Origin of the sequence: Leptolyngbya sp. O-77, from assembly GCF_001548395.1 — a bacterium.
GTDB lineage: Bacteria > Cyanobacteriota > Cyanobacteriia > Elainellales > Elainellaceae > Thermoleptolyngbya.
In genome coordinates this window covers 4,025,005-4,044,188 of the sequence record NZ_AP017367.1, presented here as the reverse complement: position 1 = coordinate 4,044,188, position 19,184 = coordinate 4,025,005, and the positions used below count along the sequence as shown (strand labels likewise).

The 19,184-nt window shown below is 53.6% G+C and carries 25 protein-coding genes; 13 read left to right on the top strand and 12 right to left on the bottom strand.

Features of this window, described 5'->3' with window-relative positions:
• Positions 1–230 precede the first annotated feature (230 nt).
• From O77CONTIG1_RS17170 to rsmA, 3 genes are all read left to right on the top strand, one after another.
• Positions 231–1,007: a hypothetical protein gene (locus O77CONTIG1_RS17170; RefSeq protein ID WP_068512973.1), complete on the top strand. Its 777-nt coding sequence runs from the start codon at positions 231–233 to the stop codon at positions 1,005–1,007.
• 431 nt (positions 1,008–1,438) lie between these two features.
• The gene (locus O77CONTIG1_RS17165) at positions 1,439–1,774 is read left to right on the top strand and encodes a hypothetical protein (protein WP_068512970.1); all 336 of its coding nucleotides are present in this window, start codon (positions 1,439–1,441) and stop codon (positions 1,772–1,774) included.
• Between the two features lie 50 nt (positions 1,775–1,824).
• Positions 1,825–2,679 (top strand): 16S rRNA (adenine(1518)-N(6)/adenine(1519)-N(6))-dimethyltransferase RsmA, encoded by an 855-nt coding sequence (gene rsmA / locus O77CONTIG1_RS17160; protein WP_068512966.1) that lies wholly within the window; start codon positions 1,825–1,827, stop codon positions 2,677–2,679.
• 98 nt (positions 2,680–2,777) lie between these two features.
• Here rsmA and O77CONTIG1_RS17155 read toward each other — a convergent pair whose 3' ends face one another.
• Positions 2,778–3,215: a hypothetical protein gene (locus O77CONTIG1_RS17155; protein WP_068512963.1), complete on the bottom strand. Its 438-nt coding sequence runs from the start codon at positions 3,213–3,215 to the stop codon at positions 2,778–2,780.
• A gap of 224 nt (positions 3,216–3,439) precedes the next feature.
• Between O77CONTIG1_RS17155 and O77CONTIG1_RS17150 the strand changes: the two genes are divergently transcribed.
• Both O77CONTIG1_RS17150 and O77CONTIG1_RS17145 read left to right on the top strand, forming a co-directional pair.
• Positions 3,440–3,949: a peptidase C15 gene (locus O77CONTIG1_RS17150; RefSeq protein WP_068512960.1), complete on the top strand. Its 510-nt coding sequence runs from the start codon at positions 3,440–3,442 to the stop codon at positions 3,947–3,949.
• Between the two features lie 13 nt (positions 3,950–3,962).
• Positions 3,963–5,327, top strand: coding sequence for a DUF3370 domain-containing protein (locus O77CONTIG1_RS17145; RefSeq protein ID WP_068512957.1), 1,365 nt, complete (start codon positions 3,963–3,965; stop codon positions 5,325–5,327).
• A gap of 788 nt (positions 5,328–6,115) precedes the next feature.
• On the opposite strand, the gene O77CONTIG1_RS17140 is transcribed toward O77CONTIG1_RS17145, so the two are convergent.
• A complete protein-coding gene (locus O77CONTIG1_RS17140; RefSeq protein ID WP_286132377.1) occupies positions 6,116–6,997 on the bottom strand; it encodes a DUF3365 domain-containing protein in 882 nt (293 codons plus the stop codon).
• A gap of 106 nt (positions 6,998–7,103) precedes the next feature.
• Between O77CONTIG1_RS17140 and O77CONTIG1_RS17135 the strand changes: the two genes are divergently transcribed.
• On the top strand, positions 7,104–7,991 hold the full coding sequence (locus tag O77CONTIG1_RS17135; protein WP_068512950.1) for a phosphate/phosphite/phosphonate ABC transporter substrate-binding protein: 888 nt from the start codon (positions 7,104–7,106) through the stop codon (positions 7,989–7,991).
• Positions 7,992–8,002: 11 nt separating this feature from the next.
• Here the strand turns inward: O77CONTIG1_RS17135 and O77CONTIG1_RS17130 are convergent, their stop codons facing one another.
• The 3 genes from O77CONTIG1_RS17130 to O77CONTIG1_RS17120 form a co-directional block, all read right to left on the bottom strand.
• Positions 8,003–8,893, bottom strand: a complete 891-nt coding sequence (locus O77CONTIG1_RS17130; protein ID WP_068512947.1) for an SMP-30/gluconolactonase/LRE family protein — start codon at positions 8,891–8,893, stop codon at positions 8,003–8,005.
• A 94-nt stretch (positions 8,894–8,987) separates the two neighbouring features.
• On the bottom strand, positions 8,988–10,211 hold the full coding sequence (locus O77CONTIG1_RS17125; RefSeq protein WP_156435415.1) for an MFS transporter: 1,224 nt from the start codon (positions 10,209–10,211) through the stop codon (positions 8,988–8,990).
• Positions 10,212–10,448: 237 nt separating this feature from the next.
• On the bottom strand, positions 10,449–10,664 hold the full coding sequence (locus O77CONTIG1_RS17120) for a hypothetical protein (protein ID WP_068512942.1): 216 nt from the start codon (positions 10,662–10,664) through the stop codon (positions 10,449–10,451).
• Positions 10,665–11,441: 777 nt separating this feature from the next.
• Here O77CONTIG1_RS17120 and O77CONTIG1_RS17115 point away from each other — a divergent pair.
• Positions 11,442–11,636, top strand: a complete 195-nt coding sequence (locus O77CONTIG1_RS17115; protein WP_225894601.1) for a hypothetical protein — start codon at positions 11,442–11,444, stop codon at positions 11,634–11,636.
• Positions 11,637–11,739: 103 nt separating this feature from the next.
• Here O77CONTIG1_RS17115 and O77CONTIG1_RS28435 read toward each other — a convergent pair whose 3' ends face one another.
• A complete protein-coding gene (locus tag O77CONTIG1_RS28435) occupies positions 11,740–11,916 on the bottom strand; it encodes a tyrosine-type recombinase/integrase (RefSeq protein WP_084783045.1) in 177 nt (58 codons plus the stop codon).
• A 419-nt stretch (positions 11,917–12,335) separates the two neighbouring features.
• On the opposite strand from O77CONTIG1_RS28435, the gene O77CONTIG1_RS17110 reads away from it, so the two are divergent.
• On the top strand, positions 12,336–13,397 hold the full coding sequence (locus tag O77CONTIG1_RS17110) for a DUF3644 domain-containing protein (RefSeq protein WP_084782794.1): 1,062 nt from the start codon (positions 12,336–12,338) through the stop codon (positions 13,395–13,397).
• Between the two features lie 113 nt (positions 13,398–13,510).
• Here O77CONTIG1_RS17110 and O77CONTIG1_RS24805 read toward each other — a convergent pair whose 3' ends face one another.
• The gene (locus O77CONTIG1_RS24805) at positions 13,511–13,774 is read right to left on the bottom strand and encodes a hypothetical protein (RefSeq protein WP_156435414.1); all 264 of its coding nucleotides are present in this window, start codon (positions 13,772–13,774) and stop codon (positions 13,511–13,513) included.
• Positions 13,775–13,959: 185 nt separating this feature from the next.
• Here O77CONTIG1_RS24805 and O77CONTIG1_RS17105 point away from each other — a divergent pair, with 185 nt between their 5' ends.
• Positions 13,960–14,841 carry a hypothetical protein gene (locus tag O77CONTIG1_RS17105; protein ID WP_156435412.1) on the top strand — a complete coding sequence of 294 codons (882 nt, stop codon included), beginning with the start codon at positions 13,960–13,962 and terminating at the stop codon, positions 14,839–14,841.
• 145 nt (positions 14,842–14,986) lie between these two features.
• Here O77CONTIG1_RS17105 and O77CONTIG1_RS24800 read toward each other — a convergent pair whose 3' ends face one another.
• The 5 genes from O77CONTIG1_RS24800 to O77CONTIG1_RS24780 all read right to left on the bottom strand — a co-directional run bounded on the left by O77CONTIG1_RS24800 (position 14,987) and on the right by O77CONTIG1_RS24780 (position 16,648).
• The gene (locus tag O77CONTIG1_RS24800) at positions 14,987–15,250 is read right to left on the bottom strand and encodes a hypothetical protein (RefSeq protein WP_156435410.1); all 264 of its coding nucleotides are present in this window, start codon (positions 15,248–15,250) and stop codon (positions 14,987–14,989) included.
• 148 nt (positions 15,251–15,398) lie between these two features.
• A complete protein-coding gene (locus O77CONTIG1_RS24795) occupies positions 15,399–15,599 on the bottom strand; it encodes a hypothetical protein (RefSeq protein ID WP_156435100.1) in 201 nt (66 codons plus the stop codon).
• Between the two features lie 67 nt (positions 15,600–15,666).
• Positions 15,667–15,948, bottom strand: coding sequence for a hypothetical protein (locus O77CONTIG1_RS24790; RefSeq protein WP_156435408.1), 282 nt, complete (start codon positions 15,946–15,948; stop codon positions 15,667–15,669).
• A gap of 89 nt (positions 15,949–16,037) precedes the next feature.
• A complete protein-coding gene (locus tag O77CONTIG1_RS24785) occupies positions 16,038–16,298 on the bottom strand; it encodes a hypothetical protein (RefSeq protein ID WP_156435406.1) in 261 nt (86 codons plus the stop codon).
• Positions 16,299–16,387: 89 nt separating this feature from the next.
• Positions 16,388–16,648 (bottom strand): hypothetical protein, encoded by a 261-nt coding sequence (locus O77CONTIG1_RS24780; RefSeq protein ID WP_156435404.1) that lies wholly within the window; start codon positions 16,646–16,648, stop codon positions 16,388–16,390.
• A 216-nt stretch (positions 16,649–16,864) separates the two neighbouring features.
• Here O77CONTIG1_RS24780 and O77CONTIG1_RS23730 point away from each other — a divergent pair, with 216 nt between their 5' ends.
• From O77CONTIG1_RS23730 to O77CONTIG1_RS23725, 4 genes are all read left to right on the top strand, one after another.
• Positions 16,865–17,353 (top strand): GNAT family N-acetyltransferase, encoded by a 489-nt coding sequence (locus O77CONTIG1_RS23730; RefSeq protein ID WP_286132376.1) that lies wholly within the window; start codon positions 16,865–16,867, stop codon positions 17,351–17,353.
• Positions 17,354–17,516: 163 nt separating this feature from the next.
• Entirely contained in the window at positions 17,517–17,729 is a 213-nt protein-coding gene (locus O77CONTIG1_RS17100; protein WP_068512928.1) for a DUF2281 domain-containing protein, read from the top strand.
• Between the two features lie 260 nt (positions 17,730–17,989).
• Positions 17,990–18,358, top strand: a complete 369-nt coding sequence (locus O77CONTIG1_RS17095) for a hypothetical protein (RefSeq protein ID WP_197673220.1) — start codon at positions 17,990–17,992, stop codon at positions 18,356–18,358.
• A gap of 169 nt (positions 18,359–18,527) precedes the next feature.
• Positions 18,528–19,178: a DUF2703 domain-containing protein gene (locus O77CONTIG1_RS23725; protein WP_172799715.1), complete on the top strand. Its 651-nt coding sequence runs from the start codon at positions 18,528–18,530 to the stop codon at positions 19,176–19,178.
• The last annotated feature ends 6 nt before the right edge of the window (positions 19,179–19,184 follow it).

Below are 19,184 nucleotides of genomic sequence, written 5' to 3'. Positions count from 1 at the left end.
GGCATCCGCTACGGCTCTCAGCATCCTCTTATCTTTCTCTTATTACGCTTTTAACCAGCCATCATTTGACTGTCATAGAAGCCGTCCATCATGAAGGCAAGTTGAATGTTTGAATGACCTGCATAGGAACACAGTTCAGAACGCAATGTTGATTGCTTTTGTTCTCTCTCATGCAGGCACTCTACTTCAACAGAGCTGCGTTGTGATGTTGACTTTGGAGATGACTTGAAATGAATACGCTTGCAAAACGGAATGTATGGACGGGTGCCGCCTTGGCGCTCGTTGCTGGGATAGCGATCGCACCTGGGGCGATCGCCCTGCCCGAAGCCGGACGCGCTCCCTCCTCTTCCTCAATCCTGGTTGCCCAAGCTCTGACCAGCACGACCGGAACCGTGATCGATACCGATGCCCGCGAAGATACGGTGCGCCTGAGACTGTCGGACGGCAGCATTCGTATGTTTTCTTTATCTTCCCAGGAGCAAAGCCAGCTTGGGCTGGAGCGGGGTGCCGAGGTAATGCTAACGATGAGCGGCAATCGCATTATCACCATGACCCGGATGATTTCGTCCTCCCCAGAAATGAGCACCACTGCCACCGTTGTGGATACTGACCTTCGTGAAGACACGGTGCGGCTGAGACTGGCAAACGGCAGCATCCGCATGTTCTCGCTGGCGGCTCAAAAGCAGGGTCAGTTAGGACTAGCCCCCGGCGTAGAAGTGATGCTGACCATGAGCGGCGATCGCATTATCACCATGATGCGGATGGTTTCGGTGCAGCCCGCAGAACAGGTCGAGGCAACCGTGGTCGAGCTGACCCCCAGGCTCGATCGTATTCGAGTCCGGCTGGCCGATGGCTCGATCCGTCTACTGTCTCTTTCAGTACAAGATCAGGCTCGTTTGGGGCTGCGGAATGGCTCAGCAGTAACTTTGACCACTCGCGGCAACCGGATTGAAACGATGACTTCCAACAACCAGGTAGCAACCGTAACCGACCCAGGCCAGTCTTAAGGATTTGCCCTCGGCACTGTGTTGCATCGGGGTATGACCGTACAGTAGCGAATCCAGTGGAGCATTAAGAGACTCCCTAGGCTCTTCTGAGGCTAGGTGCTTTCTAATTCATCAAATCGCTATGGCTCAAGGCTCTTGATCACTCTGGACTCTGTAATAGTCTTCGCAATAGCCCGCGATAGCTCGCGATGCCCACGATAGCTCGCAATAGCCTGTTGGTTTAGATTGTTGGTTTAGATCGTTGGCTTAACTTCCGCAAATCGTTGTGCAGATTCTCTGTGCAGCGATTTTTTAATGCCGTGTTATAGGGACTTAACCCCTTCCTGCCTCCGAGTCTTTGCCTTTCAGAACGACCAATTGGCGCAACATACTACAGTTGTATTACGATAGGGCCAGTTCTTCTAGCAAGCTTTATGAGGAGGCCCTACAAAATGCATACTCTGAACCGCACATCAACCACTGAAATGGAAGTGACCAGCATCCGGCTAGAGCGAGAGCTGAAAGAGCGGCTCAAAGAAATTGCCGGGAGCCAAGGCTATCAGGCGCTAATTCGGGAGGTGCTGTGGCGCTACGTGCAGCAAAAGAGTGGCGAAACGCCCTCCCTCCTCTCGCGGGATGAGATTCAATCTAGTGTAGCGGCGATCGCCCATCAAGAAACCCACTGCGCCCTCACAGGCACCTTGATCAAGCCCCGCCAAAAAATGCTATTGGGGCTAACGCTTCAGGGAGACATGGTGCCCCTCAGTGTGGGAAGCTTGGACTCTTAGCCAAGACGATGGGTTAAGAATCTGGGCAAAAACTTTATCGACGGCTGCCGATGGCTCCCCGCACGCGAAAACAATTTGGGCAACACTGGCTCCGCAGCGATCGCGCGCTTCAGCAGATTGTGGAGGCGGCTAGCCTGGCAGAGGGCGATCGCGTTTTGGAAATTGGCCCTGGCACGGGCATCCTGACGCGCCGCCTCTTGCCCCTGGCCGCAGCGGTGGTGGCGGTAGAAATCGACCGCGACCTGTGTACGCTGCTAGCCAAGCAATTGGGTGAAGCGCCAAATTTCTTGCTGCTGCAAGGCGATTTTCTGGCGCTCGATCTGGACACGCTGCTGACCAATTTTCCGCAGTTTCAGCAGCCCAACAAGGTCGTCGCCAATATCCCCTACAACATCACCGGGCCGATTTTGGAACGGCTGCTGGGCAGCATTGCGGCTCCCAATCCCCGCCCGCTGGACTCGATCGTGCTGCTGCTGCAAAAGGAAGTGGGCGATCGCCTCTGCGCCAGCCCTAGCAGCAAGGCCTATGGTGCGCTGTCGGTGCGGGTGCAGTATCTCGCCCAGTGCGATCGCATCTGCCATGTCCCCGCCAGTGCCTTTCAGCCGCCACCCAAGGTCGATTCCGTCGTCGTGCGCCTGACCCCGCGCTCGTTTGCCCCTGCCGCCGCCGACCCCAAACATTTGGACATGCTCGTGAGGCTGGGTTTTGCCACCCGCCGCAAAATGCTCCGCAACACGCTGCAACCTGCCGTAGACAAAGACGACCTCATGCCCCTGCTAGAAAGCCTGGGGCTGAACCCTCAGTCCCGCGCCGAAGACCTCAGCGTGGCAGATTGGGTGGCGCTGAGTAATACGCTGCTGGAGACGAGAGAGGGGGTGAGGGAGGGAGATGAGGGGAAAATTTGAACAAAATAGCCCGACGCTAGGGCCGGGCTACGAGTCAGTACCAATGCTTAGACCAAGGTCTAGAATCTTTTGAGGGGAAAACCCTTTGAGCGATCGCTCTACTTGCGGTCTGCCAGGGCGGGTTCTGCGTCGAGGTTTTGCACGGCGGGGCGCTCCAGGGCGATCGCCGGAACGACAATGGCAAAGGGCTTTTCTTCGACGAACGCCTCAGCCGCTGCGTCGGGAGCCGCGCTGGGTTGGAGCTTGCGGGCGCGATAAGCCTTGAGCGCAAAGGCTCCCCCAGCAAGAGCGGCGATCGCCACAATACCGCCACCCAGCAGGCTCATCCGGTTCACATTGAGCGACTGGCTGAGGGGGTCTACGGGCGTAGAAGGGGTATCTGTCAGTGTGGTCGCGGAATTATTAAGTTTGGCGAAGCCGCAGGGCGAGGCAGCCGTAGGCAGAGATAGCAAAGTCGCTCCGGCCAGCGCCAGGGCAGAAGCGGCCGACAGCGCAGATAGTTTCGGGCTACGGTTCAGGCTTGCGTTCAAGCTCATTCTGTTCCTCCAAGGGGGTTAAAGGCATTTCAGCAGCGTAACCACACGGAAATTACAGAACAGTTTACGGAACTTGAGAAATTTTGCAATTTATCTCTCGCTTCCGCTCATTCGGCATTTCATTCGGCATTTGGCAAAATGGCTCTAGCCCGCCAAAAATCATCCCACTGCATAAGTCCTAAGCTTGTAAACAAGCGTGGGGCGATCGCCTATCCTTAATTCCTGTGACCCAAAAACTCCTGCTTACATCGTTTACCACCTGGCAACCCGAACAGCCCTCCAACTCGTCTGATGACCTGCTGGAAGCACTGCTGCAATGCGACTTCGCGTTTCTGGATTCGCTCCATCTGCTGCGGCGGCTGCCCGTTGATTTTGAGCAAGCGCCCCGGCTGGCGATCGCCCACATTCATCAGCTTCAGCCCGATCTCGTCGTGTGCTGTGGCATGGCAGAAACGCGCGATCGCCTGAGTCTAGAAGTGCAAGCAGTAAAGGGCGATCGCATCCTCAAAACGCCGCTCGACCTGCCCCGCCTCGCCGCCGACCTGCCTCACACCGACCTCAGCCACGATGCCGGACAATTCGTGTGCAACGCGCTCTATTTTTCCCTGCTGGAACATGCCCAGACATCCCAGCGTCCCTGCCTGTTTGTCCACATTCCCGTTCTCACTGCTGCCAACCGCCAGCCCATCCTGCAAGACTTTTGCCAGGTTCTCCATCGTCTAATTCACCTCTGATTCTGATTAAGCTGTGCTACTTTTCCCGTTACTCCTTTCTCCAGTCCTTGCCCAAACGCCCGCCCCCACTCCTACGCCGCAAGAAATTGTCGTACCGCGCCAGGTGCGCCCCCTGCCGGGGCAACTCGACGACACGCTCCAGTTCAACAGCAACAGCCCAGAACTAGTCGGGTCGGAGGGCATTTTGCTCTCGACCTTTCCGCCTGCGGGCAAGCAGCACCCCGCTGCCCATCTAAACGTGCCGCTAGCGGGGCGGTTTGATGTGTTTGCCCATCATGTGTTTCGAGCAGTGTCGCCGGATAACCTCACCAGCCTGTATCTGGGCATTGTGCTGCACAATCCGGGTACACAGCCCGTCACGGTGGATGTGATCAGCGCCGCCAGCTACCTGAGCCAGCCCGACGCGCCCTTTATCGCCCTGCCTGGATGGGTAGAAAATGCCGATGGCGATGTGTTTGCTGGGCCGGGCAGCCGCGCCATGAGTGACGTACTGCGAGGGCGACGCGGCGAGGTCTTTCCCGATCGTCTGGTGATTCCGCCAGGTGAGTATCGCCTGCTGCTGAATGCGCCGATTCCGGTGGCGACGCTTGATCCGCCGCTGAATGGGCGATCGACCCTGGCGCGGTTGCGGAGTGATGGCCCGGTGTATGCTGCGAGTTTGGCCCTATTTGCCCGCCGCGATGTTGATGGAAACGAGCAAGCGCCGACGCTGGAAGACTGGGTAAGCCTGCTGGAAACAGGGGATTTGGCGACTCCGCGCGATCGCCCCCCCACTCCACCGGGCGAACCGGGCGCAGTTATCTACGGGCGAGTGGCCGGCGTGGCGCAGGGATCTCGCTGGGCTGCGCGAATCACAGACGAACCCAACGGCCCCCACCTCAGCATTCCACCTGCGGGTGCAGGCGTTTCGTACCCGTTGAGTAGCCTGGTGGCGGGGCGACTGGGCACGGGACAGATTCAGACTGCGCCGCTGATCGTGCGCTACGACGACACCGCCTACGCTGCCCACGGCAATTACGCGGTGGAATATGACCTGGCGCTGCCGCTGCATAACCCGACCGACCAATTGCAGCGGGTGGCGATCGCCCTGCAAACCCCCATCAAAGAAGACAGCCTCAGCCAAAACGGGCTGCGCTTTTTTGAGCCATTGCCAACGCAGACCTTCTTTCGCGGCACGGTGCGGGTGCGCTTTTTCGACAGCCGGGGGCTAAACCGCACGCGCTATGTGCATCTGGTGCAGCGACGGGGCGATCGCAGCGCTCCCCTGGCCGTCCTGGATCTGCCGCCGGGGGGTCGCCGTCTCGTACAGGTGACGTTCCTCTATCCGCCCGACGCAACCCCGCCGCAAGTGCTGACATTGCAAACGCTTAGGGATTAGTGAGAGCGAAATCAATAAGCGAAATCAATACAAGACATTAAGCTTTGCCCCAATATTGATTTAATTTAGTAAAATTGAATACAGAAAGTAAGTTTGAAATAGCCATTCCGTTTCCCGAAATTGCTTGCCGAAACGTTGTATCTAACGGTGTACCCAAGCAGCCAGCGCAAATAGCCAGTACGAACAGCCAGCACGAATAGCTAGCGTTGTGTTCAACTCCGTGCCTAATTCATAGAGCTTGGTTTTTATAGAGGCTGGTTACGAAGGGTGATTCCTTGGAATTGCTATCACAACTGCCTGAGTTCTCGCATCGGGGAGCGATCGCGCTATCTGCGCTTGCCTATTTTCGCCACACCAGTCTTCTGCTGATCGGCTTTCTGCTGATCTCACGGGCGTTTCCCCCCTGTTCGTATCAACTGTTCGCATCAACAGATTTCCAGAACTACTCAGAGAAAAAATGGGAGAGTAAAAAATGCCTACCGATGTTTCCACTGGTCTTGCCATCATTGCCATCGTCTGCCTTGCTTCGGCTGCCCTATCGCCCGTGCTGATGTGGATTCTGCCCGATCGCACTCGCGTTGAAAAAGCATAGGCTTGACCTGTTTGGTTTTCTTCGCTGATCCCCAGCTTCTATGGAGGCTGGGGATTCGTTTTTCTAGCGTTTCTAGGCGCTTGCCCGTGGGCGCATCCTAGTTCTGCAAGTTTGCCCTCATACCCCAGCCCCTTCTCCTGCTTTGGGAGAAAGGAGCCGGATTGAAAGTCCCTAATCCAAAATCGATATACCTTTCCTACTCCCGCTGCCCCAGCATCTCCATCGCCATACTCAGGCTCGTCTTCATGCGGTTAAACGCAGCCGCCAGCTTGCCGATTTCGTCGTTAGATTTTTGCTGAAAGTCGGCATCCATATTGCCCAGGCTGATTTCGTTGGCGACGGTCGCCATGCCTTTAATGGGGTTAATGACGGCGCGGCGCAGCAGCCAATTCAGCAGCGACATCACCAGCAAAAATGCGCCTGTCACGATGCCCATAAATAGCAGAAAGGCGCGGCGGGCGCTGTCGATCACGCCGCTAGCAGGGACAGAAATCATCTGTGCGCCGACGATTTCATTCAGTTGCCAGCCAAAGCCGTTTTCGCGGCCGTAGGTGGTGAGCTGGCTTTTGGGCGCGGCTTCTGGGGTGCTATGGCAGCGCAGGCAGCTTTCTTTGGTAATCGCAATGGGCTTGGCGGTGTAGTAGAGCCGTCCCGCAGGCGACTGGCGATAGCCAGAGAGTTCTTTGAGATTGGCATTGCTGCGAAACTGCTCGACAATGGAGGCTTCAAAGGTGTCAGCTTTGTCGCGCAGGTTGGTAGGGTTGAGCGTGGCTTCTTTGTAGAAAAAGTCGGTATATTCAGGGCTTTTTCGCAGGTTCTCAAACACTTCGCGGGCAGAATAGCCCGGCACGGTTTGCGGCAAAAATTCGGATTCCGTTTCCAGTCGGGGAGCCAGTTCTGGGTTGATTTGCTCGGAGGTATAGTCTCGGACAGCAAGCATGGTCTGCATCAGGATGTTAGCCTTGCCGACTACGGTTTGTTCTGCATCGCGGTTCAGGATGCGCGAAAAGGCAAGACCGCTAAGGGCGATCGCCACCAGAAACACCAGCAGCAGCAGCAAGTTAAACTTTCGGCTCAAATTAAGGTTTTGCAACATTTGAAAAACCTGGAATCTCTACTATATTGCCTGATTCCAATGATATGTTTCGGATCAGAAAATTTTGTATTTTCGCCGGATTGCCTTAATGAACACCCTCTCTCGCCGCACCCTCCTGCGCCTGTCGAGTCGGGTATTGCTGACCCAGAGCATGATTGGGCTGCTCTCGGCCTGCGATAGTCGAAACAGTTCCACTGCGACCAAGCTGGATAAGCTGACCGTGGGCGTTGTAGCCTACGGCGAAGGCGCAAAGTCTATTGACCAATATCAACCGTTTTTGGACTATTTGCAGACCCAGACCAAGATGCTGGCAGAGCTGGAGCCAGCCTATAACGAGGTAAAAGCCGTTGAACAGCTCCAGCGGCAGGCGTGGTCTTTGGCCTTCGCGCCTCCCGGTCTGGCGGCGATCGCCCTCTCGCGCGCCCAATATTTGCCGCTGTTTCCGCTAGAAGGCGTGAATAATCTCAGTTCCGTCCTAGTAGTGCGCGACGACAGCCCGATTCAAGACCTCAGCGATGTGAACAAAAGAGTTGTGGCGCTGGGACAGCCCGGATCAGCCACGGGCTACTATGTGCCGCTGTATGAACTGTATGGCACCACGCCATCGGAAGTGCGGATCGCCTCCACACCTGCCACGGTGATGGAGTGGGTGGCGAATCAGGAAGCCGACCTGGGCGCACTGGCAAAGGATGAGTTTGACCAACTGCGATCGCAGTTTAGCCCTACCACCTTCCGCATTGTGCGAGCCAGCCGTCGCATCCCCTCCGGCTCTGTGCTGATCAGCCCCGCTATCGACCGAAACCAGCAGGCAATAATTCAAGCCGCCATGAGCGAGGTGCTGCCCACTATCGCCCAGCAGGTCGGCTATATTCCCAGCGCCGCACCACCCGACTATAAGACGCTGATCGAGTTCATCGATAAGGTGAAGCCGATCGAGGCGCATGTGAACGACAAACCCGCTCGACTTTATGAGTAGCAAGGTTGGGTCTATGCTCCGCCAAATCGACCAAATCGATGCGCGGGCAGCCCTGTAAAATCAGTCCGCAGACAGAACAAATCTCCCGCATAAAAGCCCGCCTGAATTTCGGCTTGACTCAGCCCCACCGAGGCCGTCGTGATATAGAGATCCGTCAGCCCTGCCCCGCCAAAAATGGGACAGGTGGGGCGCTGCACAGGCAGCGATATCCGCTGCAACTCCCGACCCGCAGCGTCAAACTGCACCACACACCAGCCATCCCACAGCGCCGACCAGAGATTGCCCTGAGTGTCGATCGCCAGTCCATCCGGTTCAACGGCTTCATCGCCCAGATCCACCAGCACCCGGCGATCGCCAATCGTCCCCGTCGCCGCATCAAAGCGGTAGGCAAAAATTTTCCGCTGAGGCGAATCTGTCAGGTAAAAAGTATCTCCCGCCGGATTCCAGCCCAGTCCGTTGGAAATGGTCAAGCCCGTTTCCATCGTTTGCCAGGAGCCGTCTGGATCGTAGCGATAGAGAGCCGCCTGTCCCGGTTCCAGGCTAATCGACCCAATCCAGAAGCGCCCCTGAGCATCGCACTTGCCGTCGTTGAAGCGCGTGCCAGGGCATTCAAACTCGGCGGTATACAGCGTTTGCTGCGTGCCCGACTGGGTATCCAGCAGCGCCAGCCGATTGCCGATGGCGATCAGGAGTTGCTGGTCGCTTGCCAGGGCGATCGCACTCACCACATCCCCAACCTCCAAGAAGCGATCGCGCCCCGTCGCTGGGTCAAACTGATGCACCCGATGGTTGTAAACATCGACCCAGTAGAGCAACTGAGCCGCCCCGTCCCACAGCGGACACTCTCCCAACCGGGCGCGGGCGTTGAGGACGTTTTGAACGGCAGTTGCAGTTGGATTCATGGAGCGCTGATTGGGGATTTTGGATTTTGGATTGGCGGCGATGGGCGGAAGATTTGGGCAGAGCCTTTTCGGCGCGTGAGGGAGTGTGTGCTGGTTAACTTGGGGAATCTACGGCATAGATATCGTCCCCGCGACCCAGCGCAAACCGCAGCGAGTGGGGCGCGTCTTTGGAGGACAGCGTGAAAAAAACCAGCAGGGCGATCGCCGTCAGCACCGCCGACCAGCCAAAAATCGCCCGAAAGCCGACCTGATCGGACACTGCCCCCAGCACCGGCCCCGCCATCGCAATGCCGACATCAAACCCCACCATGCACAGGCTAAACATTCGACCCCGCTCGTTGGGCAAGGCGCGATCAGCCATCAGCGCTGCCATCATCGGAATCAGAATGCCCGCGCCCGCCCCTTCTAGAAAACCGCCCATCAGAAACTCCAGGGTGCTATCTGCCTGCCACAGCACCACCATCGAAAGGGTATATAGCACCAGACTAAGGCTGATGAACGGGCCGCGTCCGTAGGAGTCCGACGCTCGACCCACGGGCAGGCGAATTGTGAAGCTGGCGATCGCCGCCGCCGTATACAGCAGCCCCACGTTAAACGCCACGCCCGACTCTGCCACCAGCAGCGGCACAAACGTCGTCAGCGCCCCAAACGATAGCCCCACCAGCAGCAGCACCAGCGCGGGTGTCCGCACAGCAGGATGGGCAAGCTGAAACCAAAAATTTTCGCGGCGATGGCGTTGCGCTGCTGGGTGCTTTTCAACGCGCGGCTCCCGAATCGGCAGCAACAGCACCAGACCCAGCAGACCCAGCGCTCCCGATGCCAAAAACGTCGCCTGATAGCCCCAGGCAGCTTGCAAAAAACCACCCATGGCCGGGCCCAGCCCCATGCCAATCGGGTTTACTAGGCTCATGTAGCCGATGAGTTCGCCCCGATGCTGGGGGGGAGATAGATCCACCACCAGCGCACTGTAGGCTAGCGCAAAGGCAGCAATGCTCAGCCCGTGAAAGGCCCGCACCGCCGCCAGTTGCACCATCGACTCAGCAAAAATGTAGATTAACGGGGCGATCGCCACCACGGCCATGCCCAACAGCAGCGTGATCTTGCGTCCCCGCTCATCGGCAAGCCGCGCCAACTGTGGCCGCGACCCCAACAGCCCGATGGCAAAACAGCCCATCACCAGCCCCACCATTTGCCCCGTCGCCCCAGACGACTGCACATACAACGGCAGGATTGGTAGCAGCGATGCCAGCGATGCCCAAAAGAGTAGCCCTGAAACAAATAGAGACCCCAGATTCCGTCGATCGGACGGGCGAAGCATTGAGAACACTTTCAAAACGAGAACCCCTCAGCGATGGCAGCTCAGCCCTGATATGGCAGCCTTTCCCCTTCATCATAAGGCTGCAATTCTGGGTAGTCTTAAAAACGCAAAGACGAGCGACGCGATGCGCCGTCCATCTTTACACCCCAAATTATTCCCGTTTTGACAAGTCTTCACTCTTGAGGTCTGGCAATTCGCTGAGGGAAAGAGCCAGCTCAAAATCAGGCGCACCAGCGACTAAATCGCCACTGGCACAGGAATCTGGCGAATGCAGCCATCGCCGATCGCGTCTTCTAGCAGCGACAGCAACATGCGATCGCGCTGCGACAGGTTTCCTTCGGCAACCAAGACTGCAATTCGGGCTTGCGCGGCGGGCGACAACTCGCCAAACTCAAGCGCTGTGCGAACGCAAAACTCCAGATCGTTTGTCACCGATACACTCCAGTCCATCATGGCTGCATGGCCTTAAAGAAAACATAAAGGATGGGCGATCGCCCTCCGCAGTTTCCAATGGGTTACGCCCTCAAGGGACTGCGGAATTCCCCTACGTAAATTAACGGAACCCAGAGTAAATAGAACATGAACAGAGCAACTACTAACGCATCTAATCCGCAAGATCCTAATCCGCAAGATCAATGAGCGACTCTGTTTCTACACCTAATCTTCAATGAAGTCCGGGGTTCGATCAAGGGGGCATGACCCTATTTTCACGGAGATGTGACTCCCGAAGCGGCTAGCTAGCGATCCATCAGGGATCGAATCGGGGGGCAGCAGCGGTCGGAGTCAAGGTGGCAAGCTGGCCGGGCGATCGCCCTTCCCAGACCTCCCGGATATTCTTACCCCAAAAATCGTGCTGAACAGATTGTGCTGAGAAACAGGGCGACTATGCTTGGCGATCGCCCGATCTCGGTGTACAATACTGCGCCATAGCTGTATATCCGCAGCTTGCTTTCCCCCGAAATCTTGGTCGTTTAGTCACCCACGGCATTGGTAGATGCTCGCAACACCTACCAACGCCTGACCCCTCGACAGTCGGTGGCTGTCTCAGGGCTGCGTCCATTGTAGGCCGCCCTGTCATCAGCGCTTCACGTCCTTGGGCGGCCAACATTTCGGGGTTTCCTACCCCACTCGTTTCCCAGGAGGAAACCCCAAATGCTCACAATCCAATACACCTGGTCGTCCCCACGCTCGGAGGCGACCTAGTTCTCGCTGCCCCCGCTCACCTGTGAGTTGCCGCGTCGCCGCCGCCTGCGCCTCTATCTCGTCGGCTCCCCCGCCGACACGCAGCAGGAGGTCGATCGCCTGCACCTGCTCCGCTATGCCGAACGCTTTGAGTGGAGCCGATCCGTCCCCATTGCAGAAAATGGCATCCTCATCCAGCCCGACGCAGGCGACGTGCTGCGCTATTTGCAGCGCAACAGGTAAGATAAGCTAGCCGATTTTGGGTTTTGGACTTTGGTGAGAAATCGCTGAAATCCAAAATCCAAAATCTACAGCCCAAAATCTTTTTCTAGCTCATCCATCCAGTTCATCCATCCAGCGGACTCCGCACCCCTCGCCCACCCCGATTCGGCATATGGGTATAAATCATCGTCGTCTTCACGTCCTTGTGCCCCAATAGCTCCTGCACCGTGCGGTAAGAGTAGTGTTTGAATCGCAGCGTATCCCGCACCTGATCCAGTAGCTTTTTAGGACGTGCTTCCACAAAACCCAATCTTCTTCAGTAGAACGTCTGTATAGAAAGCTACCACGATACATTTGTTCTTTTTATATGAAGATTTACTGAAGCTGTCTGCCTAATTCCCAGAATCAGCGGTATTATGCAGATTATCGTCTGCCTATCTACCCAATTTGGGATCTTAGACAGATCTGAATCAGCCTAACTCCCCAATTTGGGATCTTAGACAGACAGATTTCAGCCTAATTGCCCTCTGCGGGGTAGATAGGCAGACGGGATCAGTCTAATTGCTAGTTATATCGCTGGATTGCTGGTGAGGGCAGTAATTTGATGATTGCTGGTTTGTACCTTAGATCAAGTCAACGTGAAATGTCGGTGAAAAATATTCAGCCAAAGCAATAAGGGTATAAAAATAATAGTGGTAGTAGATTTGTGAAGAGCACTAAATGCCGCGTAGCCTTTCAAAGCAAGTTCGGGTTCATTTGGAGAAAGCACGAGAAAGCGCTATTTTGGCAGTTGATGTTTACAACAAGCCTGCTACAAGGTTTCGCTCAAGTGCCTATATTGTCCTCATGTGTATTGCTTGGACGGCTTTATTCCATGCCATCTTCTTTAAGCGGAAGATCAAGCCTTTCTATCGAGATCCTCGACATTCTAGGCGCTATCAAAAAAGAGATGGTGATTATCAGGCATGGGAGGTCTCTGAGTGTTTGAGGCAGTATTATGGTTCTGACAACCCGCCACTTCGTCGAAATCTAGAGTTCTTCATCCCACTGCGTAATAAGATTGAGCATCGTTCGATGCCCGAACTTGATCTAGAAATTTTTGGAGAGTGTCAAGCACTTTTATTTAACTTTGAAGATTTACTGTATCAAGAGTTTGGTGATAGTTACTTATTGAATGAAAGCCTCTCCTTATCACTTCAGTTTTCTCAACTTCGCAATCAGCATAGAGATAGTGCAATAGCAAAATTGCATCAACCAATTGCTAAGAATATTAAATCTTACATTGATAAGTTTCGTTCCTCTCTTAGTATCGAAGAGTTAAATGACCTACAGTTTAGTTACAAAATTTTTATTGTCCCTAAATTGGCAAATCATCAAAGTCGCGATACTTTAGCTGTTGAATTTATCAAGTATGATCCGGCTAATCCAGAAGATATGGAGCAATATGAAAGAATTGTTACTATGATGAAAATCAATCAAGTTGCAGTTGCTAATCCGGGCAGACTTAAACCAGGAGACATCTGTAAAGAGATTGAGCCAATTGTTAAAAAGGTGGTGGGTTCAGATAAAAAATTTGTAGCAAGCTCTCATCATGTAAGGGCTTGCTATTTCTATAAGGTACGTCCCCAAAAAGGTGATGGTGATCCAAAGAAAACTGATACTCGCTACTGTCATTATGACGAAGCTCACAAAGATTATGTTTATACTAAGGAGTGGCTAGAGTTTTTAAAGAAAGAGATGGCTAAGCCAGACCAATATGAGAAGGTTATGAAAACCCGTTAATGTGCGCGATATAACAACCTGGTTGGAGCGGACTGCCTAGAGATCTTGGTGTGGATACAAAGGTTACTTGCAGCCGCTCAACCAGAACGTTAGCCCTCAGCGTTCTGGTTCAGTTAGCTTACGGGTGAGTGGGCGATTCGCCCCCAATTGCCGAGGTGCAGTTCTTCAAGAACTCGGTCAACCCGAACACTCCCAACAGCGTTCGGGTAAGATGCCAACGTTGAGCAGCGATAGGCTTGGGTCAGCCGTTTGAGGTTCCGAGAGGTATCGGGGGCGATCGCCGAAAGGCGTGGGTGCTGAGAGATGAAGGGCGATCGCCCAGAGGTGTGGGTGTTGGGAGATGAAGGGCGATCGCGAAGGCTAACACCTCGCTGCAACGGACGGAACAGAGATCCTGGCTAAAACCGAGAGCCACTGAACGCCGTTGAGCTACACCGTTAGACAGACTGAATTCCCTCTTCGAGAAGTCCGACGTTATCCGTAATCCCTGTAGATCGACGTTCAATTAAGAATAGGGCTATGATTTAGTGATTCCAAATACATAGCAATTTCAACAACAACTATGGCTAAAGGTTTTGGCAAGCCTAGTAAACCTACTAAGTCTAAACCTGATTCTGTTAATCTGAAAGATCCAAGAATGTTGGCAGAGGCTAGGAGACGGCTTCAGGATATGGAAGAGACAATAAACCTTTGCGAAATGACTATTAAGCAAAGGCTTAAGGATGAGTTGGAAAACCCTCCTGAATGGGCACTTGATCTTCCATATCGTGAGCAATTCTTTCAGTTCCAAGCAGATTTTATGAGAACTCTTTCTATAGATAATGCCTTAGTGATTCACAAAATGGCGGAGTCAGAAATTGAAAAGATATTTTTTGGTTCAATATTATGTAATTCCGTAAATATGGATGAGTTAATTATTTTTGGTGTATGCGACGGAGATATTGAGGAAGAAGCATTAGAATCAGACCGTTGTGTAGCAAGATTAAAGCAAGAACTTGAAGAAATGAGTTTTCAAGAACAGTTGAAACACGTTGAAATGTTAGATAAGGGAAAAGCTGGAATTGCTAGTAAGTACTTTTGGTCAACATATGCAGGAGGTCTATGGAATAAACTTCATATTTCACTTCAATCAAAAGCTTTGAATATTAAAGTCGAGGGTAAAAGTATCAGAGCTGACGCTTTTGCTTGGCTTCCAAGTCAAGTACATAATGGAGTTTTTATAGAATGTGATGGTTTTCAAACGCATTCTGATAAGCAACACTTCATAGCTGATAGAAAACGAGATAGAGTAATCAAGTCGAAAGGCTATGATGTATATCGCTTTTCTGGCTCTGAAATTTGGAGCAACTGTCTATTTGTCGGATTAGAATGCTTAATTATGTTGAGGAAACATATGGGTATAGGAAGTGATGAATCGCTCAAGTTTCTGTCAGAGTTGAGATAAAAACGGTTACAGCCTCTAGAAAAGTTGTTGCCGAGCGTCTGTCTAACAATTCGGGTGCAGCGGATTGACCGAAGCCGCTTGGGTTGGATGCAAAGTTCTCGGCAACCGCTGACCCGAACCGTTAGCCCTCAGCGTTCTGGTTCAGTTAGCTTACGGGTGGGTGGGCGATTCGCCCCCAATTGCGAAGGTGCAGTTCTTCAAGAACTCGGTCAACCCGAACACTCCCAACAGCGTTCGGGTAAGATGCCAGCGTTGAGCGGTGATAGGCTTGGGTCAGCCGTTTGAGGTTCCGAGAGGTATCGGGGGGCGATCGCCGAAAGGTGCGGGTGCTGAGAGATGAGGGCGATCGCCCAGAGGTGTTGGTGTTGGGAGATGAAGGGCGATCGCGAAGGCTAACACCTCGCTGCAACGGACGGAACAGAGATCCTGGCTGAGTCCGAGAGCGATAGACCGCCGTTGAGCTACACCGTTAGCCCTCAGCGTTCTGGTTCAGTTAGCTTACGGGTGGGTGGGCGATTCGCCCCCAATTGCGAAGGTGCAGTTCTTCAAGAACTCGGTCAACCCGAACACTCCCAACAGCGTTCGGGTAAGATGCCAACATTGAGTGGTGATAGGCTTGGGTCAGCAGTTTGAGGTTCCGAGAGGTATCGGGGGGCGATCGCCGAAAGGCGTGGGTGCTGAGAGATGAAGGGCGATCGCCCAGAGGTGTTGGTGTTGGGAGATGAAGGGCGATCGCGAAGGCTAACACCTCGCTGCAACGGACGGAACAGAGACTCTGAGCAAGACCGAGAGCAACCGACCGCCGTTGAGCTACACCGTTAGCCCTCAGCGTTCTGGTTCAGTCAGCTTACGGGTGGGTGGGCGATTCGCCCCCCAGTTGCGAAGATTTAGTTCTTCCAGCGCTCGGTCAACCCGAACACTCCCAACAGCGTTCGGGTAAGATGCCAACGTTGAGCGGTGATAGGTTTGGGTCAGCCGTTCGAGGTTCCGAGAGGTGTCGGGGGGCGATCGCCCAGAGGTGCGGGTGCTGAGAGATGAGGGCGATCGCCGAGAGGTGTTGGTGTTGGGAGATGAAGGGCGATCGCGAAGGCTAACACCTCGCTGCAACGGACGGAACAGAGATGCTGGTTGAGACCAAGAGCCACTGACCGCCGTTGAGCTACACCGTTAGCCCTCAGCGTTCTGGTTCAGTTAGCTTACGGGTGAGTAGGCGATTCGCCCCCTGATTGCAAAGGTTCGGTTTTTTGGAGGTTTCGGTCATTGCAACCAGTCCCAGCAGCTTTCGGGTAAGATGCCAACGTTGAGCGGTGATAGGTTTGGGTCAGCCGTTTGAGGTTCCGAGAGGTGTCGGGGGGCGATCGCCCAGAGGTGCGGGTGCTGAGAGATGAGGGCGATCGCCGAGAGGTGTTGGTGTTGGGAGATGAAGGGCGATCGCGAAGGCTAACACCTCGCTGCAACGGACGGAACAGAGATGCTGGTTGAGACCAAGAGCCACTGACCGCCGTTGAGCTACACCGTTAGCCCTCAGCGTTCTGGTTCAGTTAGCTTACGGGTGAGTAGGCGATTCGCCCCCTGATTGCAAAGGTTCGGTTTTTTGGAGGTTTCGGTCATTGCAACCAGTCCCAGCAGCTTTCGGGTAAGATGCCAACGTTGAGCGGTGATAGGTTTGGGTCAGCCGTTTGAGGTTCCGAGAGGTGTCGGGGGGCGATCGCCGAAAGGTTTGGGTGCTGAGAGATGAGGGCGATCGCCCAGAGGTGTGGGTGTTGGGAGATGAAGGGCGATCGCGAAGGCTAACACCTCGCTGCAACGGACGGAACAGAGACTCTGAGCAAGACCGAGAGCAACCGACCGCCGTTGAGCTACACCGTTATGCCACTTCATTTCTGGGTTGGGATGGTGCTTCAAAAGTAACTATCAGCCACTCGGTGCTAAGTTAAATTTGATAAAAGCAACCATAAAGCAAGGTGTCCGAATAATGTCGCATTTGCTTCGCACTGAACGCTTAAGTTTGCGCTCTTGTCAGATGAGTGATTTAGATGCTGTACACCAGTTATGGAACGAGGCTGATGTCCGTCGGTTTCTCTTCGACGATCGACAAATCTCTGCTGAGGAAGCAAAATTATTTATCGAGACAAGTGTGGTTAGCTTTGCTAATCATGGCTATGGAATTTGGCTCTTTTTTGAGCATCAAAGCGATCGGGTAGCAGGGTTCTCAGGTCTGCTACATTCGTTGCAAGGTTCACCAAGTCTGATTTTTGGTACACGACCTCAATTCTGGGGAAGGGGATATGCCAAGGAAGCTACACTTTCTGTACTTCGCTACACCTTTGATGTACTTGGATTGGAGAGGGTAGAGGCAGATGTTGATGAGCCTAATAAAGCTTCGATTCGAGTGCTTGAGGCGTTGGGGTTGTCTCAAACTCACAAAGCGATCGTCAATGAACGTCCATTACTTTACTATGAAATTCAATCTTGGAGGAGAGAAGAAAGTGCGAAGCCAACAGCACCATAACAATTGCGCTACACCGGAACATACTAATTTCATTGGTTGGGTTGCAGAGTTTACTTGCGTCCGGTGAGCGTAACCGTTAGTCGCCTGACTTGTAAGCACCTTTAAATATTGGTGTAAGATCAGGGTCAGCAGCGTAGCGTTTAGCAGATGACGGAGTAAAGCCATGACCCTTGATGAAAAAATCTACCAATACGCCCGTAAACTTCCTTACTCGCTTCAGGAAGAGTTATTCGATTTTATCCAGTACTTGCTTATCAAGGCTGAACAACAGGAAAAGCAGGAGTGGGCTTCTTTATCGTTATCATCGGCAATGCGAGACATGGCAGATGAGCCTGATTTGTATAGCGTGTCCGATATAAGGTTAGATTTTGCATGAAAAAAGCTCAGAGTGGCTGCGTGAAAGATAAAACGGCGGCTAACAATCGCTTCACCGACGCTACGCAGCGCAGGCCGTTATGTTGCCAGTGCTAGGGTCGTGAATGGGCAAGATTATTGTTGGGGGGGCGCTGGTGTCGGTGGGGACGGATGGGCGACCGGTGAAAATTTACACAACATAACAAGTCACTGCACCTGACCATAGGCTAAACTGTCGGCATCATCCAAAGTTATTGACGGCGAGTGAGTTCAGACGTTAGGGTGCTGCTGGCAACGGTCATGAAACTTGGTGAGCTTCTTCAATGGCAATGGCAGGGTTACGCTCGTTATCATCAGGTGCGTTCCAATCTGCTGCTTCACATCTTCTTGGTTCCGTTGTTCCTTGTTGGCAACATTGCGTTCGTTGGCGGGGTGGTTCGGTTGTCTTGGTGGTTGGCACTTGTCGGCGTTGTTGCAACATTCGTCTCCATTGCCTTGCAGGGGCGTGGTCATAAAGCCGAGCCCATTCCACCTGAGCCATTCACCGGGGTTGGTAATGCACTCTCACGCATATTCTTGGAGCAGTGGGTTACGTTTCCTCGGTTTGTTCTCTCGGTTGGTTGGCTGCGCGCGTTGCGGTCAGCGCCCTAACAACTCATTCCCACGGACGCGCAACTGCGTTAATTCAGCCGTTATCTAGCACGGCTGAGGAGTTCTTATCTAAACCCTGCCGATCAGACTTTGCGTCCTTTTTGTAAATTCTCCGTCTTTCAAGATGAGCACAGGATTGTGCTTGATTTCTAGATCGGAGGACATTTGTATGAATTCTCAGATGATCCATTTCCAGTCCCCTCGGACTGTAGAGCTTGAGTTACTGGCGTTAGACCTCAATACCTGTACCCGATGTGTTGGCTCGTTGGCAAACATTCAGCAGGCGATCGCGCTTTTGCAGGGAGTTTTAGAGGCAACTGGCACAACAGTGTCTGTAACCCAACGACTGATTGAGTCAGAAGAACAAGCTCGCCAGCACCAGTTTGTTACCTCCCCCACCATCCGTGTCAATGGCAGTGATATTGCCTTAGAGACGGTGGAAAGTCCCTGTGATTCCTGTAGCGATCTGTGTGGGTGTAACGGGGGAGTTGCCTGTCGAGTCTGGCGCTATCATGGCGAAGAGTACACTGAGGCTCCAGTCGGAATGATTGTCGATGTGATTCTGGCAGCGATCTATGGTGATACATCCACGGTGTCTATGGTTCCCCAGTCCTACACTAGCGTACCGGACAACCTAAGACAGTTTTTTGCCGGTCGGCAGGCACAAGCGGTTCCTTCGGAAAACCGCCCCAACACGCTGACCGCAACAGCATCCAGTTGTTGTGATGTCAGCGAACAAGCTACCTGCTGTGAAGCAGAGGAAAAGACATCCTGTTGCGGTACGGCAACGGCCGCGCCTGCATCTTGTGGGTGTCAGTAGTTTTAC

Excerpts from the sequence above, each read along its gene's own strand:
- O77CONTIG1_RS17165 (WP_068512970.1), top strand. The coding sequence starts at position 1,439 with ATGCATACTCTGAACCGCACATCAACCACTGAAATGGAAGTGACCAGC.
- O77CONTIG1_RS17170 (WP_068512973.1), top strand. The coding sequence starts at position 231 with ATGAATACGCTTGCAAAACGGAATGTATGGACGGGTGCCGCCTTGGCG.
- O77CONTIG1_RS17130 (WP_068512947.1), bottom strand. The coding sequence starts at position 8,893 with ATGAATCCAACTGCAACTGCCGTTCAAAACGTCCTCAACGCCCGCGCC.
- O77CONTIG1_RS17105 (WP_156435412.1), top strand. The coding sequence starts at position 13,960 with ATGGCTAAAGGTTTTGGCAAGCCTAGTAAACCTACTAAGTCTAAACCT.
- O77CONTIG1_RS17110 (WP_084782794.1), top strand. The coding sequence starts at position 12,336 with ATGCCGCGTAGCCTTTCAAAGCAAGTTCGGGTTCATTTGGAGAAAGCA.
- O77CONTIG1_RS17125 (WP_156435415.1), bottom strand. The coding sequence starts at position 10,211 with ATGCTTCGCCCGTCCGATCGACGGAATCTGGGGTCTCTATTTGTTTCA.
- O77CONTIG1_RS17155 (WP_068512963.1), bottom strand. The coding sequence starts at position 3,215 with ATGAGCTTGAACGCAAGCCTGAACCGTAGCCCGAAACTATCTGCGCTG.
- O77CONTIG1_RS23725 (WP_172799715.1), top strand. The coding sequence starts at position 18,528 with ATGAATTCTCAGATGATCCATTTCCAGTCCCCTCGGACTGTAGAGCTT.
- rsmA (WP_068512966.1), top strand. The coding sequence starts at position 1,825 with ATGGCTCCCCGCACGCGAAAACAATTTGGGCAACACTGGCTCCGCAGC.
- O77CONTIG1_RS17100 (WP_068512928.1), top strand. The coding sequence starts at position 17,517 with ATGACCCTTGATGAAAAAATCTACCAATACGCCCGTAAACTTCCTTAC.
- O77CONTIG1_RS23730 (WP_286132376.1), top strand. The coding sequence starts at position 16,865 with ATGAGTGATTTAGATGCTGTACACCAGTTATGGAACGAGGCTGATGTC.
- O77CONTIG1_RS17135 (WP_068512950.1), top strand. The coding sequence starts at position 7,104 with ATGAACACCCTCTCTCGCCGCACCCTCCTGCGCCTGTCGAGTCGGGTA.
- O77CONTIG1_RS17120 (WP_068512942.1), bottom strand. The coding sequence starts at position 10,664 with ATGATGGACTGGAGTGTATCGGTGACAAACGATCTGGAGTTTTGCGTT.